The organism is Pseudomonas sp. IT-P294 (genome assembly GCF_949767865.1).
In the GTDB taxonomy this organism is placed as follows: Bacteria; Pseudomonadota; Gammaproteobacteria; order Pseudomonadales; family Pseudomonadaceae; genus Aquipseudomonas.
In genome coordinates this window covers 1152800-1173054 of record NZ_CATKQW010000011.1, presented here as the reverse complement: position 1 = coordinate 1173054, position 20255 = coordinate 1152800, and the positions used below count along the sequence as shown (strand labels likewise).

Genomic DNA, 20255 nt, shown 5'->3' with positions numbered 1-20255 from the left:
TGGCCGAATTTCCGCATCGGCCCTTAGTTTGGCTAGCGACGCCTGACATCGAGTTTGATTGAAGCAAAATTCTACTCCCGCACACCGATGAACAGCTCCAGTTCTGTCGGTAGCTGTTGATTGAGAACTTCAGCTATTTTTCGAGCTTGCTCACCATTCAGGTGCGTTTCGCCGTCCGCCGCTTCATCAAGACTTTTCCAGCCGAACGCATCCATTACTGCGCTTTCATACTCCGGTTGAACGGTGTGCTCGAATTTCAGGAAGTCACCCGCTTCATCACCTTTCAAAAAACCGCTTATCCATAAAAACATGAAAAACCCTCAATTGATTTCAAAGCGATGCGGACGCTATATCAATAGGGATTGGATGGATGTAGGACGGTTCTGAAATGTGGGCCGTTTTTTCCAGTTGGCCCATTGTCTTCGCCATGCCAGGTGAACAAACGCTTTTGTCGGGCGAGAGGACTAGCCCCTCGCCACGTTAGTTTTCTGACCGCTCAGCCCGTTCATGTAAATGCGTCAATATCGTCAAGCGTGTCCGCGACAACTCCTTCCAAAGAAGGAAATTTTTTCTGCACGATTTCGAGTGCCGGAAGGACTGCCTCCAGCTCCAGGTCACCATGCCTGCGAGCGATATGACCAAGAGCGGTGACTGCGGACGCGGCTACCGATTCAGTCTCGCTGGTGAGGTACTTGAGGCAAATGTTTTGGGCCCAGGTTTTGTCTACTTCATTCAGGCCTATGGAGATCAATGCCGCGATAACATCTGTATCCACGCCACTAGCTAGCAGCTGGGCCGCTTTTTCGTGGCTCATTGATGGATCTTGATAGAGGACGCTCACTTTTTTACCCCCAGAATATTTCCCTTGTTGTCTACTTTCTTAGCTTTGATAAGCGCATTTTTCATATCTTGATGGAGTTTATCCCAAGGCCTAACGTGGCCGTGGTAAACGTCTCCTCCGGTACGGTCAAAGACAACTAGCTCATTGGTATCGGGGTCTATGCCAATCCTGCGTGGCGATGTAGGTTTTACCTGAATTGAGTTGTCTAGGGTTTCTTGTCCATTCGTCGGCCCCTTACTTTTTATCGGGGTATCCGTTTTGCCATGATAATTCGCGGCATCGAACTCCAGCGCCAAGACAATATAGAGAGGTTTGATACCGGAATCAGCCGGAAAAACCAGGATGAAATCCTTGTATTCCGGAGGGTAGATCGGATCAACGATGATTTTATCTGCCTGTTCGGTAGGCGGGTAAATCCAGATCTGCGGGGTTTGTGGGGCGCCTTCTAGTGATGGAATTCCTTTAGAGCTGGACGGGTTTACGGCTGGCGTCCATATCAGGGTTGCCCCATTTCCGAAATCAGCTACTTGCTCAGAGCCTTGAGCTACAAACTGCACGACAGGAATCAGCTCCCAATCGCTGCGCTTTTGGGTGTTGTATCCGTATCCCTTTAGGGAGCCATCGGCCTGTTGTTCGACATGCAGTCGGACACGAGTGCGGCCTTCCTTTAATGACTTGAGATGTTCTTCGGTGTACAGCGAACTGTCTCCGAGACTCGACGGCCAGAGCAGTGCAACCATTCCCACCAATGCGCCAGCAGCAACACCACTTGTCACTGCACCAGCAGTTCCAGCCGCGCTTGTCCCAGTGGCAGCGACACCGACTCGGCTCAAGATAAGCGAGCCCAAAGACGTAGGCAGCACGCTACCGCTGATTGTTTTGAGCGGGATGTTTCCCGCCTCATCTATTTCGCGGCCACCCAGTAGGCAGAATTTTCCGTAGTCGGCAAGTCTCTCAACTGGGACAAAACCTGCAGGATTGTCATGGTTGATGACGCCATTGGGAAGGTTGCAGCTTTTAGCGAATACACAACCCATGGAGCTGGAAAGGTTCTGTTTTTGAGGTTGTGTGATGAAGCGGTCTTCGTATGCCTGTTGTCGGGCCAACATGTCTTCATATCTTTTTTGCCTGGCGTCCCGCTCCGCCAGTTCAGTGGTGGTCATGTAGCGGCTGGTAACGTGGTGCCCGTCACCTGACGGTCGGTTTTGAACCCGAGGTATGTCTGTTTTACGAACCATGAGCGTCCTTGTTTCATCTTTTTAAAGCGATGCAGGACGCTAAATCAAAGGGCATTTGATAGATGTAGGACAGTTCTGAAACTCTGGGTGTTGTTACAAAAGGCGCTGCTCGCTTTAGCTCAGCTGGTCAGAAAAAGCTTTTGTGGCGAGAGTGCACGCCCCTCGCCACATATCCCACTATTCGTGCGGATCGATATTATCCAGCGCCCGGTTGACGGCCAGTTCACCGAGCATGACGACCTGAGCGATTCCAAGCACCTTATTGCGATGTGGGCCTTCGAGAAGGTCGGCGAAGTCACTGAGCATGACGCTGGCGCAGGCCAAGGATTCGCAGGCGTTGCCCAACAGACTTTCGGTGTCTATGTCGGGGGCGACCATGAACATGGTGCTGGGTTTGCGCGGGGTTTTGGCTGCTTTGAGGGCGGAGAGGGAATCGGTTACTGATTCCGGGGGATTTGGTGTTGCTTTAAACATGCTGATGCTCCTTGGTCCATGGGGAGCTGCCAACAACACTTGCAGATGATGGGTGGCAGCCATGCGCGGGTCTGCAAGACCGGGGAACCAAGGAACCCGGCAGACCCAAAGGTCTCCCGCGCAAAGCCGCCATCAAGGTGGACACAATAAAGCGTCCTTTTGGCGTTGCTATGCGTTCAGTTCCGGCGGGCTTGCAGACCCGATCACTGATGAGCAGTGACGAGAGTCAAGTTACCGACGAGCCCCAAGGCGCACAAGCCGGCGGATTCTGGCGCAGTTGTAGGCAACGGCACAAGGTGATGTAGCCTCATTCGGCGGCTACAAATGATGTAGGAAATTTGCTTTCATCCACCCCTGCAATGGCTCACCGTCAAGCCTGAAAAGTTTCCCGATACGCATACAAACCCGGTGTTCCCCCGGTCATGACAAACAGCACATTGTCCCCGGAACGGAAGTGCCCTTGCCGGATATCGGCCAACAGCCCGGCGAAGGCTTTCCCGGAATACACCGGGTCGATCAACAACCCTTCGGCGCGAGCCATCAGGCGTACGGCTTCTTGCATGGCCGGTGTCGGCAAACCGTATCCGTCGCCCAGCTGATGGCCGTCAATGTTGATCGCTTCAGCCGTCACAACGGCGTCGCTGCCCAGCAATGTCAGGGCGTCCTGGGTCAATGTCAGGGTTCTGGCCGCTGACGTGTCGCGGTCGGACAGCACCGAATACGACTTGACGATTGAAGTGCCGCGATCCAGCAATTCAAAGCCTGCCGCCAGCCCGGCGTGGGTGCCCGCGCTGCCGTTGGGCACCACGACCTGGTTGAACGTCAGGCCGAGTTCGGTTTCCTGCTGCGCGATTTCCGCCGCGCAGCGTGCATAACCGAGACTGCCCCGCGGCGTCGAACCGCCCGTGGGTATGACCAGCACTTTGCGTCCCGAGTCGCGAAGTTGCGCGGCGCGAATGTCGGCTTTTGCGAGCGCATCGCTGCCCTTGGCGAGCACCTGGATGTCTGCGCCGAATAACTGATCGAGCAGGACGTTGCCGTTCAGCTCGTAGTCCACTTCGTCTTTGGGCACCGCGCGGGTCAGGATCAATTCGCAGGCAAGGCCCAGGCGGGCGCACACCGCTGCGGTCAGCCGCGCATGGTTGGATTGCAGGCCGCCAACGGTAATCACCGTGTCGACACCGGCCTCAAGCGCGGCGCCAATGTGAAATTCGAGTTTGCGCAATTTGTTGCCGCCACCGCCGATTAGCATGTGATCGTCACGCTTGAGATACAGGCCGATGCCCCGCGACTTCAAATCCAGCCATTGCTCCAGGCGTTCGGCCTTCTGAATCGGCGTAGGACCTTGCAACAGGTCGACCCGCGCAAAAGAACTCAGCGACTTGTCCAGTAGGGTTTGCATCAATGGCGCCTCGTTGTTCACTTTATTAAAGTGACTCTAGGGAGAAAGCCTCGGGTGATAAACGCACCGCCGGTTATTACTCCTTTAACCTTGTGTAATTAATGCAAGGCAGGGACACGAGCAAACTCAGGCGAATGGGAGTCTCCGTCGCCAGGCGTTTGTCGATTTTTATCGCGCAACGACTGGCGTAAAGGGCACTCCACGTTTGGATATTCGTCTTGCCAGTTCGCTCAGGATCAGTGACTATGCGCGCCTGATAGGGGTAGGGGGTATAGGTATGTCGCATATTCACGAACACAAAGATGATTTGCTCAACCGGGTGCGGCGCATCTCAGGCCAGGTCCAGGCTGTGGAGAAGGCGCTTGAGTCCGACGCTGATTGCGCGAAGACCCTGCACCTGGTCGCCGCCATTCGTGGTGCGGTCAACGGTTTGATGGATCAGTTCATCGACGCCCACGCCCGTGAACACGTGGCCCGTCCAGGCCTGAGCGACGAAGAGCGCGCCGAAGGCCTGGAAGAGTTACTGCAAGCTATCCGTCGTTACTCGAAATAAGGCCTGAAAAGACATGACACCGTTACCGCAGGCTTCGAATTTTGCCCACGACCACATGTTCCTGGGCGCTTCCCATGATGAAAACGCCCGCCGCACCTGGTGGGTGGTGGCGCTGACCTTCGTCATGATGATCGGCGAGATTGCCGCCGGTTACCTCACGGGTTCCATGGCGTTGCTGGCCGATGGTTTCCACATGGCGACCCATGTCGTTGCCTTGGGCATCGCGGCGGCGGCCTATGGCTTTGCCCGGCGGCATGCCAGCAACGCCCGCTACAGTTTTGGCACCGGCAAGGTCGGTGATCTGGCCGGTTTTGCCTCGGCCATGGTGCTGGGGCTGGTGTCGCTCGGCATTGCCGTGGAATCCGTCCTGCGACTGTTCGAGCCGACCACCGTAGCCTTTACAGAGGCGACAGTAATTGCCGTAGTCGGGCTGGCGGTGAACATTGCCAGTGCTTTTCTCTTGATGGGTCACCATGGGCATCACGGCCATGATCATGGTCATAGCCACGACCACGGCCATCATCACGACAACAACCTGCGCTCGGCCTACGTCCACGTGCTCGCTGATGCCTTGACCTCGGTGCTTGCAATCGCGGCGCTGCTGGCCGGCCGTTACCTGGGCTGGGTCTGGCTGGACCCGGCGATGGGCATCGTCGGTGCCATTGTCATTGCCAAATGGGCCTATGGCCTGATGCGCGACAGTGCGGCGGTGTTGCTCGACACCACCGATGAGCCCGTGGCTGCTGAAATCCGTGAGTTGCTGGCGACGGATGATGTGCGCATCAGCGACCTCCACGTCTGGCAGGTCGGGCCTGATGCGCGGGCGGCGATTGTCAGTGTCGTCGCCAATGCTCCCGTCAGTGCCGACACCATTCGCGAACGTCTGGCGCCGGTTCATGAGCTGTCTCACTTGACGGTGGAGTTTCGCAACGCTTGAAGCCGCGTGCGGGGTCGTCGTTGAAATGCGGCAGGCGGCTGTTGAGGGAAGGGCGGTAGTGCCAGCTCAGGCGGTCCCAATCGGGTCGATGGGCCAGAATTTCCTCTAGTGTCGCCCTGGCAATCTCCAGCGCGAGCATTTGCCCCGGACATTGATGACGCCCCGCGCCGAAGGTAAAACTGCGGCGTTGCGGGCGTTCCAGCATAAACGCGTCGGGACGCTCATTGAGCTGCGGATCACGATTGGCCGACGCCAGCAGCACCAGAATCACATCGCCTGAACGCAGGCTGACCCCCTCGATCTCACACGGTGCGGCGACGAACCGCCGGGTATTCTGCACTGACGGATCGAAGCGCTGAACTTCCGCGATCAAGTGGTCAATGTGCGTCGATTCGCTGCGCAACGAAGGGTTTCGAATCAACGCCAACAGCGCATTGCCGATCAGCCCGGCGGTGGCCTCATAGGTCTGGGAAAACAGCCCGATCAGGTTGGCTACCAGCGTTTCATGGTCGGCGGCGAAACGCTGGCGAATCCCGGCGAGCAGTGTGCTTTTGTTGTCCGGATCCTCTTGCAGCTCAATAAAATAACCTCTCAATTGCTCTGCCGCCGCCTGCGCCGCGTGGAGTTGCGCCTGATCACTGAGCGGCGACAGGCACGCGACGAAATCTGCCGTCAGTTCGCTGATCGCCCGACCCTGAGCCGGTGTGAACCCCAGCAATGCCGCCACCACGCAGACCGGCCCGCGAAACATGGCGTTGTACAACCCCGCAGCGTCCGGCGTGATCAGCCGCGCGCTCACAAGCGTCTCGATTTCGCTGACATCAATCAGCGCCAGCCCTGGCTCGATCGCCGACCTCGGACAAAGGTGACGTTCGCCCTCGTTCATGCGCATCAATTGCGCAAACACTTGGCCGGCCATGCCGCCGACAATCGCTTTGGGCACTGGCTCGTGAGGAGGTCGCACATGGCAATCGGGATGCGCGAGCACGGCAGCGACCGCGCGGGCACTGCTCGCCACCCACAGTTTCAGCCCTTGATGAAAAACCAGCCCGCCCTCGGCGCGCAGTTGGGCGTAATAAGGATAAGGATCGACATGAGTTGCAGCGATGATCGGGTCCATGGGTCGCAGCCTTGTTCGTGGTGGGGAAAGTGTTGCTACTATCTCCAGTCCGAAAAGGCCTTGATTCGTTCGGGAGCGAAATATGAACGTTGAACATCACGACATCGGCGTCTCACAGGTGGCGGCGGCCATTGCAGAGCCGGCGCGGACGAAAATCCTCTGTTCGCTGATGGACGGCCACGCCCGCACCAGCACCGAGCTCGCGGCGGTTGCCGAAGTCAGTGCCTCCACGGCCAGTGCACATTTGGCCAAACTCAAGGAACTGGCGCTGGTGCGGTTGCACGTGCAGGGCCGCCATCGTTATTACAGCCTCGCGGACAAACGCGTCGCCCAGGCGCTGGAAGCGCTGATGGTGATCGGCCAGAACACTGCGCCGACCTTCAGCTCACGGACGCCGGATCGGCTGCAATTCGCCCGCACCTGTTACGACCATATGGCCGGCACCTTGGCCGTGTTGCTGCATGACCGGATGATCGAAGCCGGATGGTTGCTGGAAACCGACGAGCAGGTTTATCAGCTCAGCACCAGTGGCGAGGCCCTGTTTGCCGGGCTGGGCATTGAGGTCAAGGACCTGAATACGCTGCGCCGCCGGTTCGCCTGCCCGTGCCTGGACTGGAGCATGCGGCGCCCGCATCTGGGCGGCTCATTGGGTGCGGCGTTGCTGCAAACCGCGATCAAGCGCAAATGGCTGACCCAGGACCTGGACAGTCGGGCGCTGGCGTTGACGGCGGTCGGACGCAAGGAGTTCGGCAGCCGCTTTGCCGTTGAGTTGCCGACTCAAGTCGCGATCGCTCGACCCACACTAGCCGAGTCCCGCCGCCGTGCGAGTGCCAGCCCGACGACTTAGCGGCTGGCCGAGGCCATGAGCACGCCAAAACCGGCAAAGGTCACCCCTGAGACTTTGGCGGCCAGCCACGCACCTTTCGGGCTCGACAGCCAGCCTTTGGCGGCATTGGCGAGCAGCGCATAACTGCCATGCACCAGGATCACCAGCACTGCGTAAGAGGCGACCAGTTTGAAAAACTGGCTGGAGAAGTGCGCCGAGGTGTCGATGAATTGCGGAAACACCGCCAGGAAAAAAAACACGGCCTTGGGATTGAGGAACTGGATCGACGCCGCTTCCAGAAAGCGATAGCCCGGGCTTGAAGGCCGGGTTTGCAGCAACGAGCTGAAACGGTCCGAGCGCCAGCTCTTGAACCCCAAATACAACAAATACGCGGCCCCTGCGTATTTCAGTACGGTAAAGGCATGGGCCGAGGTGCTGAGGATCAGGCCCACACTGGTGGCGCTGATGGCGGCGACGATGAACGCCCCCGAGGCGATGCCGAAAATGCCCGGCAATGCCCCGGCCCAGCCGTGTCTGGCCGCATTGGACAGGGTCAACAGTACGCCAGGCCCGGGGCTCAGAATGGTCAGCGTGGCAAAAAGCAAAAACAGTCCGTAGTTGTTCATGGCGTGCTCCGTCAGGTGGCGCTGGCTGCGTGCGGGCAGATTGGCGTGGCGCAATGCGCGTGACAAACGCTTTAATTTCGGCGCATAGGTGACTAAATTAGACGCATGAAAAATCAACTACCGCCGCTTAATGCTGTTCGCGCCTTTGCTGTCGCTGCTCGTCATCAGAGCTTCGCCCTGGCGGCCGAAGAGCTGCATGTCAGCCACAGTGCGGTCAGCCGACACATCAAATTGCTTGAAGAACATCTGGGCGTGTTGCTGTTTGAGCGACGCATCCGGCAATCGCTGCTGACGCCGGCCGGCCAGCGGTTTTATGGGCAGGTGAGCGCCGGGTTGGCGCAAATTGCCGACGCTGCCGCCGAACTCAAGCGGCATGCCGCGCTGCCGGTGGTGAAGATCAATGTCCGCCCGTCCTTTGCCCAGCTGTGGCTGGAGCCCAGGCTCGCGGATTTCATGGCGCAATACCCGGGCATCACGCCGCAGGTGATGACCCAGACCCAGGCCCCCGACCATGCCCGCGACGGGTTTGACGTCGTCATTCGCCGTGGTCGCGACGACTGGGCACCGGCGATTGAAGCGCGGCCCTTGTTTGAAGACGAACTGCTGCTGGTCGCGGCGCCCTCGCTGATCGAACAGCAGCCACTCGAAGACCTTGCTGGACTGGACCGGCACACATTGCTGACCGCCAAGGCGCGCCGCGAAGACTGGCACAACTGGGCCATGCATTTTGGCCAACGCCAGTCAGCCCCTCAGGCCACCCGTCAATTCGATCACATGCACCTTGTGCTGCAGGCCGTCGTGGAGGGGCAGGGCATCGCCTTGTGCCCAAGCTCTTTGCTGGGCACCCATCTTTCGAGTGGACGCCTGATCTGCCCGTTACCCGAATTACGCATGCCGCTGCCGCGCTATTACTACGGTGTAGCGCCAGATGTGACAACGTCTGCTCGGGTCTTTGTGGAGTGGTTGTTTAGCCGGATTGCTCAGGATGAGCACCAGGCGACCAAGGGTGCGTTCTCGACTTGAACCACGGGCATCGACGCTATACTGTGCATCCATCCAGTATAAGGCGTGCCCCATGGAACTCATCGACAAGCTCAGCATCCTCGCCGACGCCGCCAAATACGACGCGTCATGCGCCAGCAGTGGTGCGCCCAAGCGCAGTTCCGAGGGCAAGAGCGGACTGGGCTCGACCAACGGCATGGGCATTTGCCACAGCTATACGCCGGACGGGCGCTGCGTTTCACTGCTGAAGATTCTGCTGACCAACTTTTGCCTGTACGACTGCCAGTATTGCGTCAATCGTCGTTCCAGCGATGTGCCGCGCGCACGCTTCACACCGGAAGAAGTAGTGACGCTGACCCTGGATTTCTACCGGCGCAACTGCGTCAGCGGGCTGTTTCTCAGCTCCGGGATCATTCGTTCGGCGGACTACACCATGGAGCAATTGATCCGTGTGGCCAAGCTGCTGCGCGAAGAGCATGAGTTTCGCGGTTACATTCACCTCAAGACCATTCCCGAAGCCGATCCGGCGCTGATCGAGGAGGCGGGGCGCTACGCCGACCGCTTGAGCGTGAACATCGAATTGCCCACTGACGCCAGCCTGCAAACCCTGGCTCCGGAGAAACAGCTGGGCTCGATCAAGCAAGCGATGCAGACCATCTACACCGGCGTACAAACCGTGCTCAACGAGCCGCGCGCGCCGAAATTTGCCCCGGCCGGGCAGAGCACGCAAATGATCGTCGGCGCCGATGACACCGATGACAGCACCATTCTCCATAGCGCCCAGGCGCTGTATGGCAACTTCCGTTTGCGTCGGGTCTATTACTCGGCGTTCAGTCCGATCCCCAACAGCCCGAAAAGCGTGCCGTTGGCCGCGCCACCGTTGATGCGTGAACATCGTTTGTATCAAGCGGATTTCCTGTTGCGCAGCTACGGCTTCACCGCCGGCGAGCTGTTCAAGGGCCCCGGGCACCTGGCGCTCGACATTGACCCGAAGCTGGCGTGGGCACTGGAGAATCGCGACGTCTTCCCGCTGGACCTCAACCACGCCGAGGCATCGTTGATCGCGCGCATTCCCGGCATAGGCTTGCGCACCACCGAGCGCCTGGTGGAACTGCGTCGCCAGCGCCGCATCCGCTACGAGGACCTGACCCGAATGCGCTGTGTCCTGGCCAGGGCCAAGCCGTTTTTCATCACCAGCGATTACCACCCGCAGCAGGCCGAAGTCACCAGTCATCTGCTGTATCAGCAATTGCGCGACCGACCCGCCCCACAACAGATGGGGTTGTGGGGATGATCCATCTCGATTGCGACGACTTGTTCGATACCTGGCGCCAACAGGCACGCTGGCTGCTCAGTTATGAGGTGGACCCCAGCCTGGTGAGTTGGGCCAGTGAGGGTGTGGCTGACCTGTTCGCCAGTGACGATGCGCCGCCCGAAACCCAGGGGCCGTTTCAGGCCCGGATCCCGCGAACGCTATTGGACACCCTCGAACGCGCCGCCCGTTATCGCGGTGATCAGCGCTGGAGCCTGTTGTACGAAGTGTTGTGGCGAGTCAGTCATGGCGACCGCACCGCGGTGTTGGCAGGCGACAAGCTAGGCAGTGAATTACAGAGAAGAATCAAGCAGATACAGCGTGAAGCTCATCATCTGCATGCATTTGTGCGTTTCGTCGCGATGCCTGAAGGCGAGGGTCCGCACTATGTCGCCTGGCACGAACCGGCCCATGACATCCTGCACAGTGCCAGCGAACATTTCATTGGCCGCATGGGCCGCCATCGCTGGTTGATTGCGACACCTCGGGACGGGGTTTACTACGATGGCGAGCGGTTGATCCACCACCGTCGCTGCCCGATTGAATGGCAGCAACTGGCACAAAACGCCGACGATCCACACAGCGACATGTGGTTGACCTACTACAGCCATATCTTCAATCCGGCGCGATTGAACCCGACGGTGATGCAAGGGCATTTGCCGATGCGGTTCTGGAAGAACCTCCCGGAAGGCGCGCTGATTCCGGGGTTGATCATTCAGGCTCGCACGGGCAAACAGCAGGACGGCCAGGCCAGCGGGATCAAGGGCAGGGGCGGTAAACGCATTACGCTGGGAGACGCCGAGCGTCTCCAGAATCCATAAAAAAACCCACTGGACGCGCAGGCGCCCAGTGGGTTTTTGTTGTGGCGGATGTCAGGTCAAACCTTAACGATCCAGCCCGCAGGTGCTTCGATGTCGCCAGTCTGTACACCGGTCAGCTCTTTGTAGAGCTTCTGGGTGACCGGACCGACTTCGGTCTCGCTGTGGAACACGTGCAGATGGTCGTTGTAGCTGATGCCGCCGATCGGAGTGATCACGGCAGCGGTACCACAAGCGCCGGCTTCCTTGAAGTCGGAGAGCTTGTCGATGAACACGTCGCCTTCAACCACTTCCAGGCCCAGACGCGATTTGGCCAGTTCGATCAACGACAGGCGGGTGATGCCTGGCAGGACCGACGGCGAGTTCGGCGTGACGAACTTGTTGTCGTGGGTGATCCCGAAGAAGTTGGCCGAGCCGACTTCTTCGATTTTGGTGTGGGTCATCGGGTCCAGGTAGATGGCGTCCGCGAAGTGCGCCTTCTTGGCCTGGGAACCTGGCATCAGGCTGGCCGCGTAGTTGCCACCGACCTTGGCTGCGCCGGTGCCTTGTGGGGCCGCACGGTCGTAGCTGGAGATCAGGAAGTTGTGCGGGGTCAGGCCGCCCTTGAAGTAGGCGCCGACCGGGATGCAGAAAATCGAGAAGATGAATTCCGGTGCGGTACGCACGCCGATGTTGTCACCCACGCCGATCACGAACGGACGCAGGTACAGCGCGCCGCCAGTGCCGTAAGGCGGGATGAAACGCTCGTTGGCACGGACCACTTCCTTGCACGCTTCGACGAACTGCTCGGTGGACACCTGCGGCATCAGCAGGCGACCGCAGCTGCGTTGCATGCGTGCGGCGTTCTGATCCGGGCGGAACAGGTTGATCGAACCGTCCTTGCAACGATAGGCCTTCAGGCCTTCGAAGCATTGCTGGCCATAGTGAAGGGCAGTGGAGCCTTCGCTGATGTGCAGCACATTGTCTTCGGTCAGGGTGCCTTTGTCCCACTCGCCATTACGCCAGTGCGACAGATAGCGCTTGTCTGTCTTGATGTAGTCAAAACCCAACTTGTCCCAATTGATGCTTTCGTTACCCATGACACCCTCTATCACTTAACAACCGCCGAAACGGTTCAAGGCTTCTGACGTTTTTTGGATGGGGACAACAATACTTCATTCCGGGCCTGTTTCGCAGCCCGGACTATCGGATGGCAGACAGATAAATCGAGTTGACCTCAAGAAATCGCCAGCAGGCTAGCTCCCACAGCAGAACGCATTCCAAATGTGGGAGCTAGCCTGCTAGCGATGGGGCCATCTATGCCGCCATCCATAGTTCTGAATCACATATGCAGAGCATGGCCCAAGGCTCGCAGCGCCGCTTCCTGTACCGCTTCGCCCAGTGTCGGGTGTGCGTGGATGGTGCCGGCGATGTCTTCCAGTCGCGCGCCCATTTCCAGGCTCTGACCGAAAGCGGTCGACAACTCCGAAACGCCAACCCCGACCGCCTGCCAACCGACAATCACATGATTGTCACGGCGAGCCACGACCCGCACGAAGCCGCTTTTGGATTCCAGCGTCATCGCCCGGCCATTGGCCGCGAACGGGAAGCTCGACACGATGCAGTCCAGCCCCGCAGCCTTGGCCTCGTCCGGGGTTTTGCCGACCACCACCAGTTCCGGGTCGGTAAAGCACACGGCGGCGATGGCGGTCGGGTTGAACTCGCGGTGTAGACCGCTGATCAGTTCAGCGACCATCTCGCCCTGGGCCATCGCCCGGTGCGCGAGCATCGGTTCGCCGCTCAGGTCGCCGATGGCATACACGTTGCGCATGCTGGTCTGGCAACGGTTGTCGATCTTGATCGACGAGCCGTTCATGTCCAGGTTCAGCGCTTCGAGGTTCCAGCCCTGGGTGTTGGGTTTGCGACCGACGGCTACCAGCACCTGATCCGTTTCGAGGTTCAGGGTCTCGCCGCCCGGCTCCAAAACTTGCAGCGTATTACTAGCAGAATCAAAGCCTTGGACGCTGTGTTTCAAGTAAAGCTTCACACCAAGTTTTTTCAGTTCGTCGTGCACCGGTTGGGTCAGTTCAGCATCGTAGGCCGGCAGGATGCGTTCCTGAGCCTCGACCACGCTGACCTCGGCGCCGAGCTTGCGATAGGCAATCCCCAGCTCCAGACCGATGTAGCCGCCACCTACCACCACCAACCGTTTCGGCACCGACTTCGGTGCCAGGGCATCGGTGGAGGAGATGATCGGGCCACCAATCGGCAGCATCGGCAGGTTCACGCTTTTCGAGCCGGTGGCCAGCACCAGGTGCTCGCACTGAATCCGCGTGTCGCCCACATCAACGGTCTTGCCGTCGACCACGGTGGCCCAGCCTTGGATGACCTGGACTTTGTTCTTTTTCAGCAGGGCCGCGACACCCGTGGTCAGGCGATCGACGATGCCGTCCTTCCACTCGACACTTTTGCTGATGTCGAGGGTGGGTGCCGAAACACTGATGCCCAGCGCCGAATGCTGGCTGTGATGCTGCGTCTGGTGGAACTGCTCGGCAACGTGAATCAGCGCCTTGGACGGAATGCAGCCGATGTTCAGGCAGGTGCCGCCCAGGGATTGGCCTTCCACCAGAATGGTCGAGATGCCCAACTGGCCGGCACGGATCGCCGTCACATAACCGCCGGGGCCGCCGCCGATGATCAGCAGCGTGGTATTCAAAGTCTGTTGCATGACCTACTCCACAAACAGCGTAGCGGGTTGTTCGAGCAAGCCACGAATGGCCTGGATGAATTGCGCCGCGTCCATGCCATCGACCACGCGGTGATCGAAAGAACTGGAGAGGTTCATCATCTTGCGAATCACGATCTGGCCTTTGACGACCATCGGGCGTTCGACGATTTTGTTCACGCCGACGATTGCCACTTCCGGCAGGTTCAGCACGGGTGTGCTGACGATGCCGCCCAACGCGCCGAGGCTGGTCAGGGTGATGCTCGAGCCGGAGAGCTCATCGCGGGCAGCCTTGCCGTTGCGTGCGGCGGTGGCGAGGCGAGAGATTTCAGCGGCGTTGTCCCACAGGCTGCGGGCTTCGGCATGACGCACCACCGGCACCATCAAACCAATGTCGGCCTGGGTGGCAATGCCCACGTGCACGGCGCCGAGGCGGGTGATGACCTGGGCTTCGTCGTCGTACCGGGCGTTGATCTGCGGGAAGTCACGCAGGGCGACGACCAGGGCACGGACCAGAAACGGCAGCAAGGTCAGCTTGCCGCGTGTCGCGCCGTATTTTTCGTTCAGGTGCGCGCGCAGTTCTTCCACGGCAGTGACGTCAATTTCTTCGACATAACTGAAGTGCGCCGCGCGCTGGGTGGCGTCCTGCATGCGCTGGGCGATCTTGCGGCGCATGCCGATCACCGGAATCTGTTCTTCGTCATTGCGCTGGGCGTAAGCGGCGCCGGCAGTCGATTGTGGCTGCTGACCTTGCTCCAGATACGCGTCGAGGTCTTCGTGCAACACGCGACCGGCAGGGCCGGTGCCACGCACCAGACGCAACTGAATGCCCAGATCCAGTGCATGTTTGCGCACGGCTGGTGAGGCCAGCGGGCGCTCGTCGGCTTCGCGAGCAACCACCGGGCCTTGGCACACGGCGGCTGGACGCGGTGCAGCAACCGGTTTGCTGACGGCCGACGCTTCAATTTTCGGCGCCGCCACTGGTGTCTCTTTCGCGACAGCGGCCGCAACAGCGGGCTGAGCCGACTCTTTAACGTTGCCCGCGCCTTCGACTTCAATGCTGATCAGGATGCTGCCAACCGCCATGACTTCGCCCGGCTGTCCGCCCAGCGCGATCACTTTGCCGTGCACCGGCGAGGGGATGTCGACCATCGCCTTGTCGGTCATGACATCGGCCAATACCTGGTCCTCGACGACCATGTCGCCGACCTTGACGTGCCACACCGACAATTCAACTTCTGCAATGCCTTCGCCAATGTCCGGCATTTTAATAACGTGCGTGCCCATTCAGACCTCCATAACCCGTTTCAACGCCGCGCCCACACGGGACGGCCCTGGGAAATACGCCCACTCTTGCGCGTGCGGGTAGGGGGTGTCCCAACCGGTGACGCGTTCGATCGGCGCTTCCAGGTAGTGGAAGCAGTGCTCTTGCACCAGCGCGACCAGTTCGGCGCCAAAGCCGCAGGTGCGGGTCGCTTCGTGAACGATCACGCAGCGGCCGGTTTTCTTCACTGACTTGACGATGGTCTCAAGGTCCAGCGGCCACAGGCTGCGCAGGTCGATGACTTCGGCGTCGATGCCGGTTTCTTCAGCGGCCACTTGCGACACATACACCGTGGTGCCGTAGGTCAGGATGGTCACAGCCTTGCCCGGACGGGTGATGGCGGCGACGTCCAGCGGCACGGTGTAGTAACCGTCCGGCACTTGTGCGGCCGGGTGCTTCGACCACGGCGTTACCGGGCGGTCGTGGTGGCCGTCGAACGGGCCGTTGTACAGGCGTTTTGGCTCGAGGAAGATCACCGGGTCATCGTTTTCGATGGAGGCGATCAGCAAGCCCTTGGCGTCGTACGGGTTGGATGGCATGACGGTGCGCAGGCCGCAGACCTGGGTGAACATCGCTTCGATGCTCTGGCTGTGGGTCTGGCCGCCGTAGATGCCGCCGCCGCAAGGCATGCGCAGGGTCATCGGGGCAGTGAACTCGCCAGCGGAGCGATAACGCAAACGGGCGGCTTCGGAAATGATCTGGTCCGATGCCGGGTACACGTAGTCGGCGAACTGGATCTCGGCCACCGGGCGCAATCCATAGGCGCCCATGCCCACGGCGACGCCGACGATGCCGCTTTCGGAAATCGGCGCGTCGAACACGCGAGAGGTGCCGTATTTGGTCTGCAGGCCTTCGGTGCAACGGAATACGCCGCCGAAGTAGCCCACGTCCTGGCCGAACACCACGACGTTGTCGTCACGCTCAAGCATCACATCCATGGCCGAGCGCAGGGCCTGGATCATGGTCATGGTGGTCGTGGTCATGGCGGTTTCCAGCTGGATATTGTTGTTGTGGTCGTTCATGTCAGATCCCCAACTCTTGACGCTGGCGCTTCAAGTGCTCCGGCATCTCTTTGTAGACGTCTTCGAACATGGTCGCGGCGCTTGGAATCTGGCCGCCGGCGAGGGTGCCGTACTGCTCGGCTTCTTTCTGCGCGGCAATCACCAGGGCTTCGAGTTCGGCGCTGACGGCGAGGTGTTCCTCTTCGGACCACTGACCGATCTTGATCAGGTGCTGCTTGAGGCGGGCAATCGGGTCACCCAGCGGGAAGTAGCTCCAGTCGTCGGCGGGACGGTATTTGGACGGATCATCGGAGGTCGAGTGCGGGCCGGCGCGGTAGGTGACCCATTCGATCATGGTCGGGCCGAGGTTACGGCGAGCGCGTTCGGCGGCCCAGGCGGAGGCGGCGTAGACCGCGACAAAATCGTTGCCATCAACCCGCAGGGAGGCAATGCCGCATCCGACGCCACGGCCGGCAAACGTAGTTGCTTCACCACCGGCAATCGCCTGGAACGTCGAGATCGCCCATTGGTTGTTGACCACGTTGAGGATTACCGGTGCACGGTAAACGTGGGCGAAGGTGAGGGCGGTGTGGAAGTCGGATTCAGCGGTGGCACCGTCGCCGATCCAGGCCGAGGCGATTTTGGTGTCGCCCTTGATCGCCGAAGCCATGCCCCAGCCCACGCCCTGCACGAACTGGGTGGCGAGGTTGCCGGAAATGGTAAAGAAACCGAAGTCTTTGACTGAATACATGATCGGCAGCTGACGGCCCTTGAGCGGATCGCGCTCGTTGGACAGCAGTTGGCAGATCAGGTCCACCAGCGGCACGTCTCGCGCCATCAGGATGCTTTGCTGGCGGTACGTCGGGAAGCACATGTCATCGACGTTCAACGCCAGGGCCTGGCCGCTGCCGATGGCTTCTTCGCCGAGGCTCTGCATGTAGAACGACATTTTCTTCTGGCGCTGGGCGACCACCATGCGGTTGTCATAGATCCGTGTCTTGAGCATGGCGCGCATGCCTTTACGCAGGATCTCGACCGGTACGCCTTCAGCCCATGGGCCGAGGGCGTTGCCCTGGTCGTCGAGCACGCGAATCAGGCCCTTGGCCAGATCGGCGGTGTCGGCCGGCTCAACGTCGATTGGGGGTTTGCGCACCGTGCCGGCGTCGGTCAGACGCAGGTAGGAGAAGTCGGTTTTGCAGCCGGGACGGCCCGAGGGTTCGGGAACGTGCAGTTGCAGCGGTTCGTACGCTTGGTTCATGGCTTCTACGCTCGATCTTGTGAATTTCTTGTAGTGAGCTGACCGTCTTTCTTCTGTGGAAGAAATCTTGTCCTACAACAATCATAGGCCCGGCGAAGAAGAATATTTATCTCTGTTTCGTTGCGCCGGAGATCATTTGAGGATAGAAAATCTGCATAAACATAAAAAACAGGTGGTTTTGTCTCATGCGCAAACTGGACCGTACCGATATCGGCATTTTGAACAGCCTTCAGGAGAACGCCCGCATCACCAACGCCGACCTTGCCCGCTCGGTCAACCTGTCGCCGACGCCATGCTTCAATCGGGTCAAGGCGATGGAAGAACTGGGGCTGATTCGTGAGCAAGTGACGCTGCTGGATGCCGACTTGCTGGGGCTGCATGTGAATGTGTTCATTCATGTAAGCCTGGAGAAACAGGTGGAGGAGGCGTTGCAGCATTTCGAGGAAGCGATTTCGGATCGCCCGGAGGTGATGGAGTGCTACCTGATGGCCGGTGACCCGGATTACCTGATCCGCGTACTGGTGCCGACCATTCAGTCGCTGGAGCGCTTCATGATGGACTTCCTGACCAAAGTCCCGGGCGTTGCCAACATTCGCTCAAGCTTTGCGCTCAAGCAGGTTCGCTACAAAACCGCGCTGCCGTTGCCGGCCAACGGCCTGACCCTTGGGGTTTAACGCCTCGACGTGATGATCGTTCCCACGTCGAGGCGTCGAACCGTCTGCGTGGGAATGCAGCCCGGGACGCTCCGCGTCCCCTTCCGAAGCTGGAACGCGGAGCGTCCCTTGAGGCATTCCCACGCAGAGCGTGGGAACGATCAACGTCAGAGTTTATTCAGAGGGATTTTCAGGTAGCTGATGCCATTGTCCTCGGCCGGCGGAAAATTCCCCGCCCGCACATTCACCTGGATCGCCGGCAGCAACAGCGTCGGCATGCCCAGCCCCGCATCACGATGGGTGCGCATGGCGACAAACGCCGCTTCGTCGACGCCGTCATGCATATGGATATTGCTTTTGCGCTGTTCGCCCACGGTGCTCATGCACTGGGATTGGCGGCCTTGGGGCGGGTAATCGTGGCAGACAAAGAGGCGCACGCTGGCCGGGAAGGCCAGCAATTTGCGGATCGAGGCGAACATCTGGTTGGCATTGCCACCGGGGAAGTCGCAGCGCGCGGTGCCGACGTCGGGCATGAACAGCGTATCGCCCGCCAGAATCACATCCCCGTCGATCAAATAAGCCATGTCGGCCGGCGTGTGGCCAGGCACATGCAGGGCCGTGGCCTTGAGATGGCCGATCATGAACGATTCGTCCGGCGCGAACAGATGGTCGAACTGCGAGCCGTCACTGCGAAACGCCGGCTCAAGGTTGAACAGACTCTTGAACACGCCCTGAACCTTGCTGATCGATTGACCGATTGCAATCTTGCCGCCCAACTCGCGCCGCAGATACGGTGCCGCGGACAGGTGATCGGCATGGGCGTGGGTTTCCAGCAGCCATTGCACCTGCAACTGATGTTCGCGCACGAAGGCAATGATTTTATCCGCCTGGGTGGTGGCGGTGCGCCCGGCGGCGGGGTCGTAGTCGAGCACCGGATCGACGATTGCGCACTGGCCGCCATCGTCTTCGTAGATCACGTAACTGTAGGTCGACGAGGCAGGGTCGAGGAAGGCTTCAATCAAGGCAGGCATGGTGGCGGATTCTGTTGGGACATGCCTTGAGGGTAGTGGCATTTTCCCTGTGCTGACCAGTCCCGCGTGAATTGATGAAGGAAATTTTCCACGCGGGCTCTATCCTGTCAGGCATCGATACCGGGCGTTCCCGGCTTTTTTCTCGGACGACGAGCGTTTTATGTTGTTGGCAAGTTTCTTTGGCGTGGTAATGGGCCTGGTGCTCGGTTTGACCGGCGCCGGTGGCGGCATTCTTGCGGTGCCGGCCCTGGTGCTGGGGTTGGGGTTGACCATGACGCAGGCAGCGCCAGTGGCGTTGTTCGCGGTAGGCAGTGCGGCGGCAGTCGGTGCGATTGACGGTTTGCGTCACGGGTTGGTGCGCTATCGCGCCGCGTTGTTGATTGCGTTGCTGGGGGCGATTTTTTCGCCGGTGGGCATCTACTTCGCCCATCAGCTGCCGGAAAAAATCCTGATGATTCTGTTCAGCCTGCTGATGGTCATGGTGGCCTGGCGCATGCTGCGCCGTGAGCGTCAGGAAGAAGGGCCGAGCGACCACGGCCACGCCAACTGGGGTCAGAAAAACTGCATGCTCGATCAGCAGACCGGGCGCTTTTCCTGGACCGCCAAATGCACCGCGACCCTGGCGGCGCTGGGTGCGGTCACCGGCGTGGTTTCAGGATTACTCGGTGTGGGTGGCGGCTTTCTGATTGTGCCGGCGTTCAAGCAACTGACCGATGTGCAAATGCGCGGCATCGTCGCCACGTCGTTGATGGTCATCAGCCTGATTTCCGCCATCGGGGTGATCGGGGCGTTCCATGCCGGCGTGCGGATCGACTCGCTGGGCGCGGCGTTCATTGTCGCCAGCATCGTCGGCATGATCATTGGCCGTAAGCTGTGCGCACGCGTTCCGGCCCGTGCCTTGCAAGTCGGCTTCGCCAGTGTCTGTGTCGTGGTCGCCGTTTACATGCTGTTCAGAGCAGGCATCTAGAGCGTACCGGGTCTTCTGGCCGCCAGTGCGCCAGACCCGGCGTACACCCTTCGATCCGGGTCCTGGCGCGACCCGGTCGTACACCGAATTCGCCGCGCATCACCTGCCACTCCAAAGCACCTCACAACCGGCTCCAAGGCAGCGTAGGCCGCCGCCGGTCACCTTTCG

The 20255-nt window shown here is 59.8% G+C and carries 21 protein-coding genes; 8 read left to right on the top strand and 13 right to left on the bottom strand.

Annotated elements, in window-relative coordinates; translation table 11 throughout:
* Positions 1 to 71 precede the first annotated feature (71 nt).
* The 5 genes from ACM6I0_RS12595 to ACM6I0_RS12575 form a co-directional block, all read right to left on the bottom strand.
* Positions 72 to 311, bottom strand: coding sequence for a pyocin S6 family toxin immunity protein (locus ACM6I0_RS12595; protein ID WP_414922415.1), 240 nt, complete (start codon positions 309 to 311; stop codon positions 72 to 74).
* A 194-nt stretch (positions 312 to 505) separates the two neighbouring features.
* Positions 506 to 814 (bottom strand): hypothetical protein, encoded by a 309-nt coding sequence (locus ACM6I0_RS12590; protein ID WP_414922414.1) that lies wholly within the window; start codon positions 812 to 814, stop codon positions 506 to 508.
* A gap of 23 nt (positions 815 to 837) precedes the next feature.
* Positions 838 to 2079, bottom strand: a complete 1242-nt coding sequence (locus tag ACM6I0_RS12585; RefSeq protein WP_414922413.1) for an S-type pyocin domain-containing protein — start codon at positions 2077 to 2079, stop codon at positions 838 to 840.
* A gap of 177 nt (positions 2080 to 2256) precedes the next feature.
* Positions 2257 to 2553, bottom strand: coding sequence for a DUF6124 family protein (locus tag ACM6I0_RS12580; protein WP_414922412.1), 297 nt, complete (start codon positions 2551 to 2553; stop codon positions 2257 to 2259).
* Between the two features lie 370 nt (positions 2554 to 2923).
* Positions 2924 to 3955, bottom strand: a complete 1032-nt coding sequence (locus ACM6I0_RS12575; protein ID WP_414922411.1) for a D-cysteine desulfhydrase family protein — start codon at positions 3953 to 3955, stop codon at positions 2924 to 2926.
* A gap of 277 nt (positions 3956 to 4232) precedes the next feature.
* On the opposite strand from ACM6I0_RS12575, the gene ACM6I0_RS12570 reads away from it, so the two are divergent.
* Both ACM6I0_RS12570 and dmeF read left to right on the top strand, forming a co-directional pair.
* Positions 4233 to 4508 carry a metal/formaldehyde-sensitive transcriptional repressor gene (locus tag ACM6I0_RS12570; protein ID WP_090184884.1) on the top strand — a complete coding sequence of 92 codons (276 nt, stop codon included), beginning with the start codon at positions 4233 to 4235 and terminating at the stop codon, positions 4506 to 4508.
* Between the two features lie 13 nt (positions 4509 to 4521).
* Entirely contained in the window at positions 4522 to 5445 is a 924-nt protein-coding gene (dmeF, locus tag ACM6I0_RS12565) for a CDF family Co(II)/Ni(II) efflux transporter DmeF (protein WP_414922410.1), read from the top strand.
* Here the strand turns inward: dmeF and ACM6I0_RS12560 are convergent.
* On the bottom strand, positions 5366 to 6565 hold the full coding sequence (locus ACM6I0_RS12560) for a cytochrome P450 (protein ID WP_414922409.1): 1200 nt from the start codon (positions 6563 to 6565) through the stop codon (positions 5366 to 5368). The two genes, dmeF and ACM6I0_RS12560, sit on opposite strands and share 80 nt — an antisense overlap.
* Positions 6566 to 6647: 82 nt before the next feature.
* On the opposite strand from ACM6I0_RS12560, the gene ACM6I0_RS12555 reads away from it, so the two are divergent.
* Complete coding sequence (locus ACM6I0_RS12555) at positions 6648 to 7412, top strand: ArsR/SmtB family transcription factor (protein ID WP_414922408.1); 765 nt, start codon at positions 6648 to 6650, stop codon at positions 7410 to 7412.
* Here ACM6I0_RS12555 and ACM6I0_RS12550 read toward each other — a convergent pair.
* Positions 7409 to 8017: a LysE family translocator gene (locus ACM6I0_RS12550; protein WP_414922407.1), complete on the bottom strand. Its 609-nt coding sequence runs from the start codon at positions 8015 to 8017 to the stop codon at positions 7409 to 7411. The genes ACM6I0_RS12555 and ACM6I0_RS12550 overlap by 4 nt on opposite strands.
* A gap of 105 nt (positions 8018 to 8122) precedes the next feature.
* Between ACM6I0_RS12550 and ACM6I0_RS12545 the strand changes: the two genes are divergently transcribed.
* From ACM6I0_RS12545 to ACM6I0_RS12535, 3 genes are read left to right on the top strand one after another with little or no spacing between them, the layout of a single operon-like run.
* Positions 8123 to 9040 (top strand): LysR substrate-binding domain-containing protein, encoded by a 918-nt coding sequence (locus tag ACM6I0_RS12545; protein WP_414922406.1) that lies wholly within the window; start codon positions 8123 to 8125, stop codon positions 9038 to 9040.
* Between the two features lie 52 nt (positions 9041 to 9092).
* Complete coding sequence (locus ACM6I0_RS12540) at positions 9093 to 10313, top strand: putative DNA modification/repair radical SAM protein (RefSeq protein WP_414922405.1); 1221 nt, start codon at positions 9093 to 9095, stop codon at positions 10311 to 10313.
* Positions 10310 to 11152 carry a TIGR03915 family putative DNA repair protein gene (locus ACM6I0_RS12535; RefSeq protein ID WP_414922404.1) on the top strand — a complete coding sequence of 281 codons (843 nt, stop codon included), beginning with the start codon at positions 10310 to 10312 and terminating at the stop codon, positions 11150 to 11152. Before ACM6I0_RS12540 ends, ACM6I0_RS12535 begins: the two co-directional genes overlap by 4 nt.
* Before the next feature lie 56 nt (positions 11153 to 11208).
* Here the strand turns inward: ACM6I0_RS12535 and ACM6I0_RS12530 are convergent, their stop codons facing one another.
* The 5 genes from ACM6I0_RS12530 to ACM6I0_RS12510 form a co-directional block, all read right to left on the bottom strand.
* Complete coding sequence (locus tag ACM6I0_RS12530; RefSeq protein WP_285431204.1) at positions 11209 to 12228, bottom strand: branched-chain amino acid aminotransferase; 1020 nt, start codon at positions 12226 to 12228, stop codon at positions 11209 to 11211.
* A gap of 242 nt (positions 12229 to 12470) precedes the next feature.
* Complete coding sequence (gene lpdA / locus ACM6I0_RS12525; protein ID WP_414922403.1) at positions 12471 to 13856, bottom strand: dihydrolipoyl dehydrogenase; 1386 nt, start codon at positions 13854 to 13856, stop codon at positions 12471 to 12473.
* A gap of 3 nt (positions 13857 to 13859) precedes the next feature.
* Entirely contained in the window at positions 13860 to 15140 is a 1281-nt protein-coding gene (locus ACM6I0_RS12520) for a dihydrolipoamide acetyltransferase family protein (protein ID WP_414922402.1), read from the bottom strand.
* Positions 15141 to 16199, bottom strand: coding sequence for an alpha-ketoacid dehydrogenase subunit beta (locus ACM6I0_RS12515; RefSeq protein ID WP_222587148.1), 1059 nt, complete (start codon positions 16197 to 16199; stop codon positions 15141 to 15143).
* A gap of 1 nt (position 16200) precedes the next feature.
* Positions 16201 to 17436, bottom strand: a complete 1236-nt coding sequence (locus ACM6I0_RS12510; RefSeq protein ID WP_414922401.1) for a 3-methyl-2-oxobutanoate dehydrogenase (2-methylpropanoyl-transferring) subunit alpha — start codon at positions 17434 to 17436, stop codon at positions 16201 to 16203.
* Positions 17437 to 17621: 185 nt separating this feature from the next.
* Between ACM6I0_RS12510 and bkdR the strand changes: the two genes are divergently transcribed.
* Positions 17622 to 18110 (top strand): Bkd operon transcriptional regulator BkdR, encoded by a 489-nt coding sequence (gene bkdR / locus ACM6I0_RS12505; RefSeq protein ID WP_096822555.1) that lies wholly within the window; start codon positions 17622 to 17624, stop codon positions 18108 to 18110.
* A gap of 146 nt (positions 18111 to 18256) precedes the next feature.
* On the opposite strand, the gene ACM6I0_RS12500 is transcribed toward bkdR, so the two are convergent.
* A complete protein-coding gene (locus ACM6I0_RS12500; RefSeq protein WP_285431211.1) occupies positions 18257 to 19120 on the bottom strand; it encodes an MBL fold metallo-hydrolase in 864 nt (287 codons plus the stop codon).
* Between the two features lie 160 nt (positions 19121 to 19280).
* On the opposite strand from ACM6I0_RS12500, the gene ACM6I0_RS12495 reads away from it, so the two are divergent.
* Complete coding sequence (locus tag ACM6I0_RS12495) at positions 19281 to 20087, top strand: sulfite exporter TauE/SafE family protein (RefSeq protein WP_285431213.1); 807 nt, start codon at positions 19281 to 19283, stop codon at positions 20085 to 20087.
* The last annotated feature ends 168 nt before the right edge of the window (positions 20088 to 20255 follow it).

What these genes read in the sequence shown, in the direction of transcription:
- ACM6I0_RS12595 (WP_414922415.1), bottom strand. Translation starts at nt 311, where the DNA reads ATGTTTTTATGGATAAGCGGTTTTTTGAAAGGTGATGAAGCGGGTGAC.
- ACM6I0_RS12590 (WP_414922414.1), bottom strand. Translation starts at nt 814, where the DNA reads ATGAGCCACGAAAAAGCGGCCCAGCTGCTAGCTAGTGGCGTGGATACA.
- ACM6I0_RS12585 (WP_414922413.1), bottom strand. Translation starts at nt 2,079, where the DNA reads ATGGTTCGTAAAACAGACATACCTCGGGTTCAAAACCGACCGTCAGGT.
- ACM6I0_RS12580 (WP_414922412.1), bottom strand. Translation starts at nt 2,553, where the DNA reads ATGTTTAAAGCAACACCAAATCCCCCGGAATCAGTAACCGATTCCCTC.
- ACM6I0_RS12575 (WP_414922411.1), bottom strand. Translation starts at nt 3,955, where the DNA reads ATGCAAACCCTACTGGACAAGTCGCTGAGTTCTTTTGCGCGGGTCGAC.
- ACM6I0_RS12570 (WP_090184884.1), top strand. Translation starts at nt 4,233, where the DNA reads ATGTCGCATATTCACGAACACAAAGATGATTTGCTCAACCGGGTGCGG.
- dmeF (WP_414922410.1), top strand. Translation starts at nt 4,522, where the DNA reads ATGACACCGTTACCGCAGGCTTCGAATTTTGCCCACGACCACATGTTC.
- ACM6I0_RS12560 (WP_414922409.1), bottom strand. Translation starts at nt 6,565, where the DNA reads ATGGACCCGATCATCGCTGCAACTCATGTCGATCCTTATCCTTATTAC.
- ACM6I0_RS12555 (WP_414922408.1), top strand. Translation starts at nt 6,648, where the DNA reads ATGAACGTTGAACATCACGACATCGGCGTCTCACAGGTGGCGGCGGCC.
- ACM6I0_RS12550 (WP_414922407.1), bottom strand. Translation starts at nt 8,017, where the DNA reads ATGAACAACTACGGACTGTTTTTGCTTTTTGCCACGCTGACCATTCTG.
- ACM6I0_RS12545 (WP_414922406.1), top strand. Translation starts at nt 8,123, where the DNA reads ATGAAAAATCAACTACCGCCGCTTAATGCTGTTCGCGCCTTTGCTGTC.
- ACM6I0_RS12540 (WP_414922405.1), top strand. Translation starts at nt 9,093, where the DNA reads ATGGAACTCATCGACAAGCTCAGCATCCTCGCCGACGCCGCCAAATAC.
- ACM6I0_RS12535 (WP_414922404.1), top strand. Translation starts at nt 10,310, where the DNA reads ATGATCCATCTCGATTGCGACGACTTGTTCGATACCTGGCGCCAACAG.
- ACM6I0_RS12530 (WP_285431204.1), bottom strand. Translation starts at nt 12,228, where the DNA reads ATGGGTAACGAAAGCATCAATTGGGACAAGTTGGGTTTTGACTACATC.
- lpdA (WP_414922403.1), bottom strand. Translation starts at nt 13,856, where the DNA reads ATGCAACAGACTTTGAATACCACGCTGCTGATCATCGGCGGCGGCCCC.
- ACM6I0_RS12520 (WP_414922402.1), bottom strand. Translation starts at nt 15,140, where the DNA reads ATGGGCACGCACGTTATTAAAATGCCGGACATTGGCGAAGGCATTGCA.
- ACM6I0_RS12515 (WP_222587148.1), bottom strand. Translation starts at nt 16,199, where the DNA reads ATGAACGACCACAACAACAATATCCAGCTGGAAACCGCCATGACCACG.
- ACM6I0_RS12510 (WP_414922401.1), bottom strand. Translation starts at nt 17,436, where the DNA reads ATGAACCAAGCGTACGAACCGCTGCAACTGCACGTTCCCGAACCCTCG.
- bkdR (WP_096822555.1), top strand. Translation starts at nt 17,622, where the DNA reads ATGCGCAAACTGGACCGTACCGATATCGGCATTTTGAACAGCCTTCAG.
- ACM6I0_RS12500 (WP_285431211.1), bottom strand. Translation starts at nt 19,120, where the DNA reads ATGCCTGCCTTGATTGAAGCCTTCCTCGACCCTGCCTCGTCGACCTAC.
- ACM6I0_RS12495 (WP_285431213.1), top strand. Translation starts at nt 19,281, where the DNA reads ATGTTGTTGGCAAGTTTCTTTGGCGTGGTAATGGGCCTGGTGCTCGGT.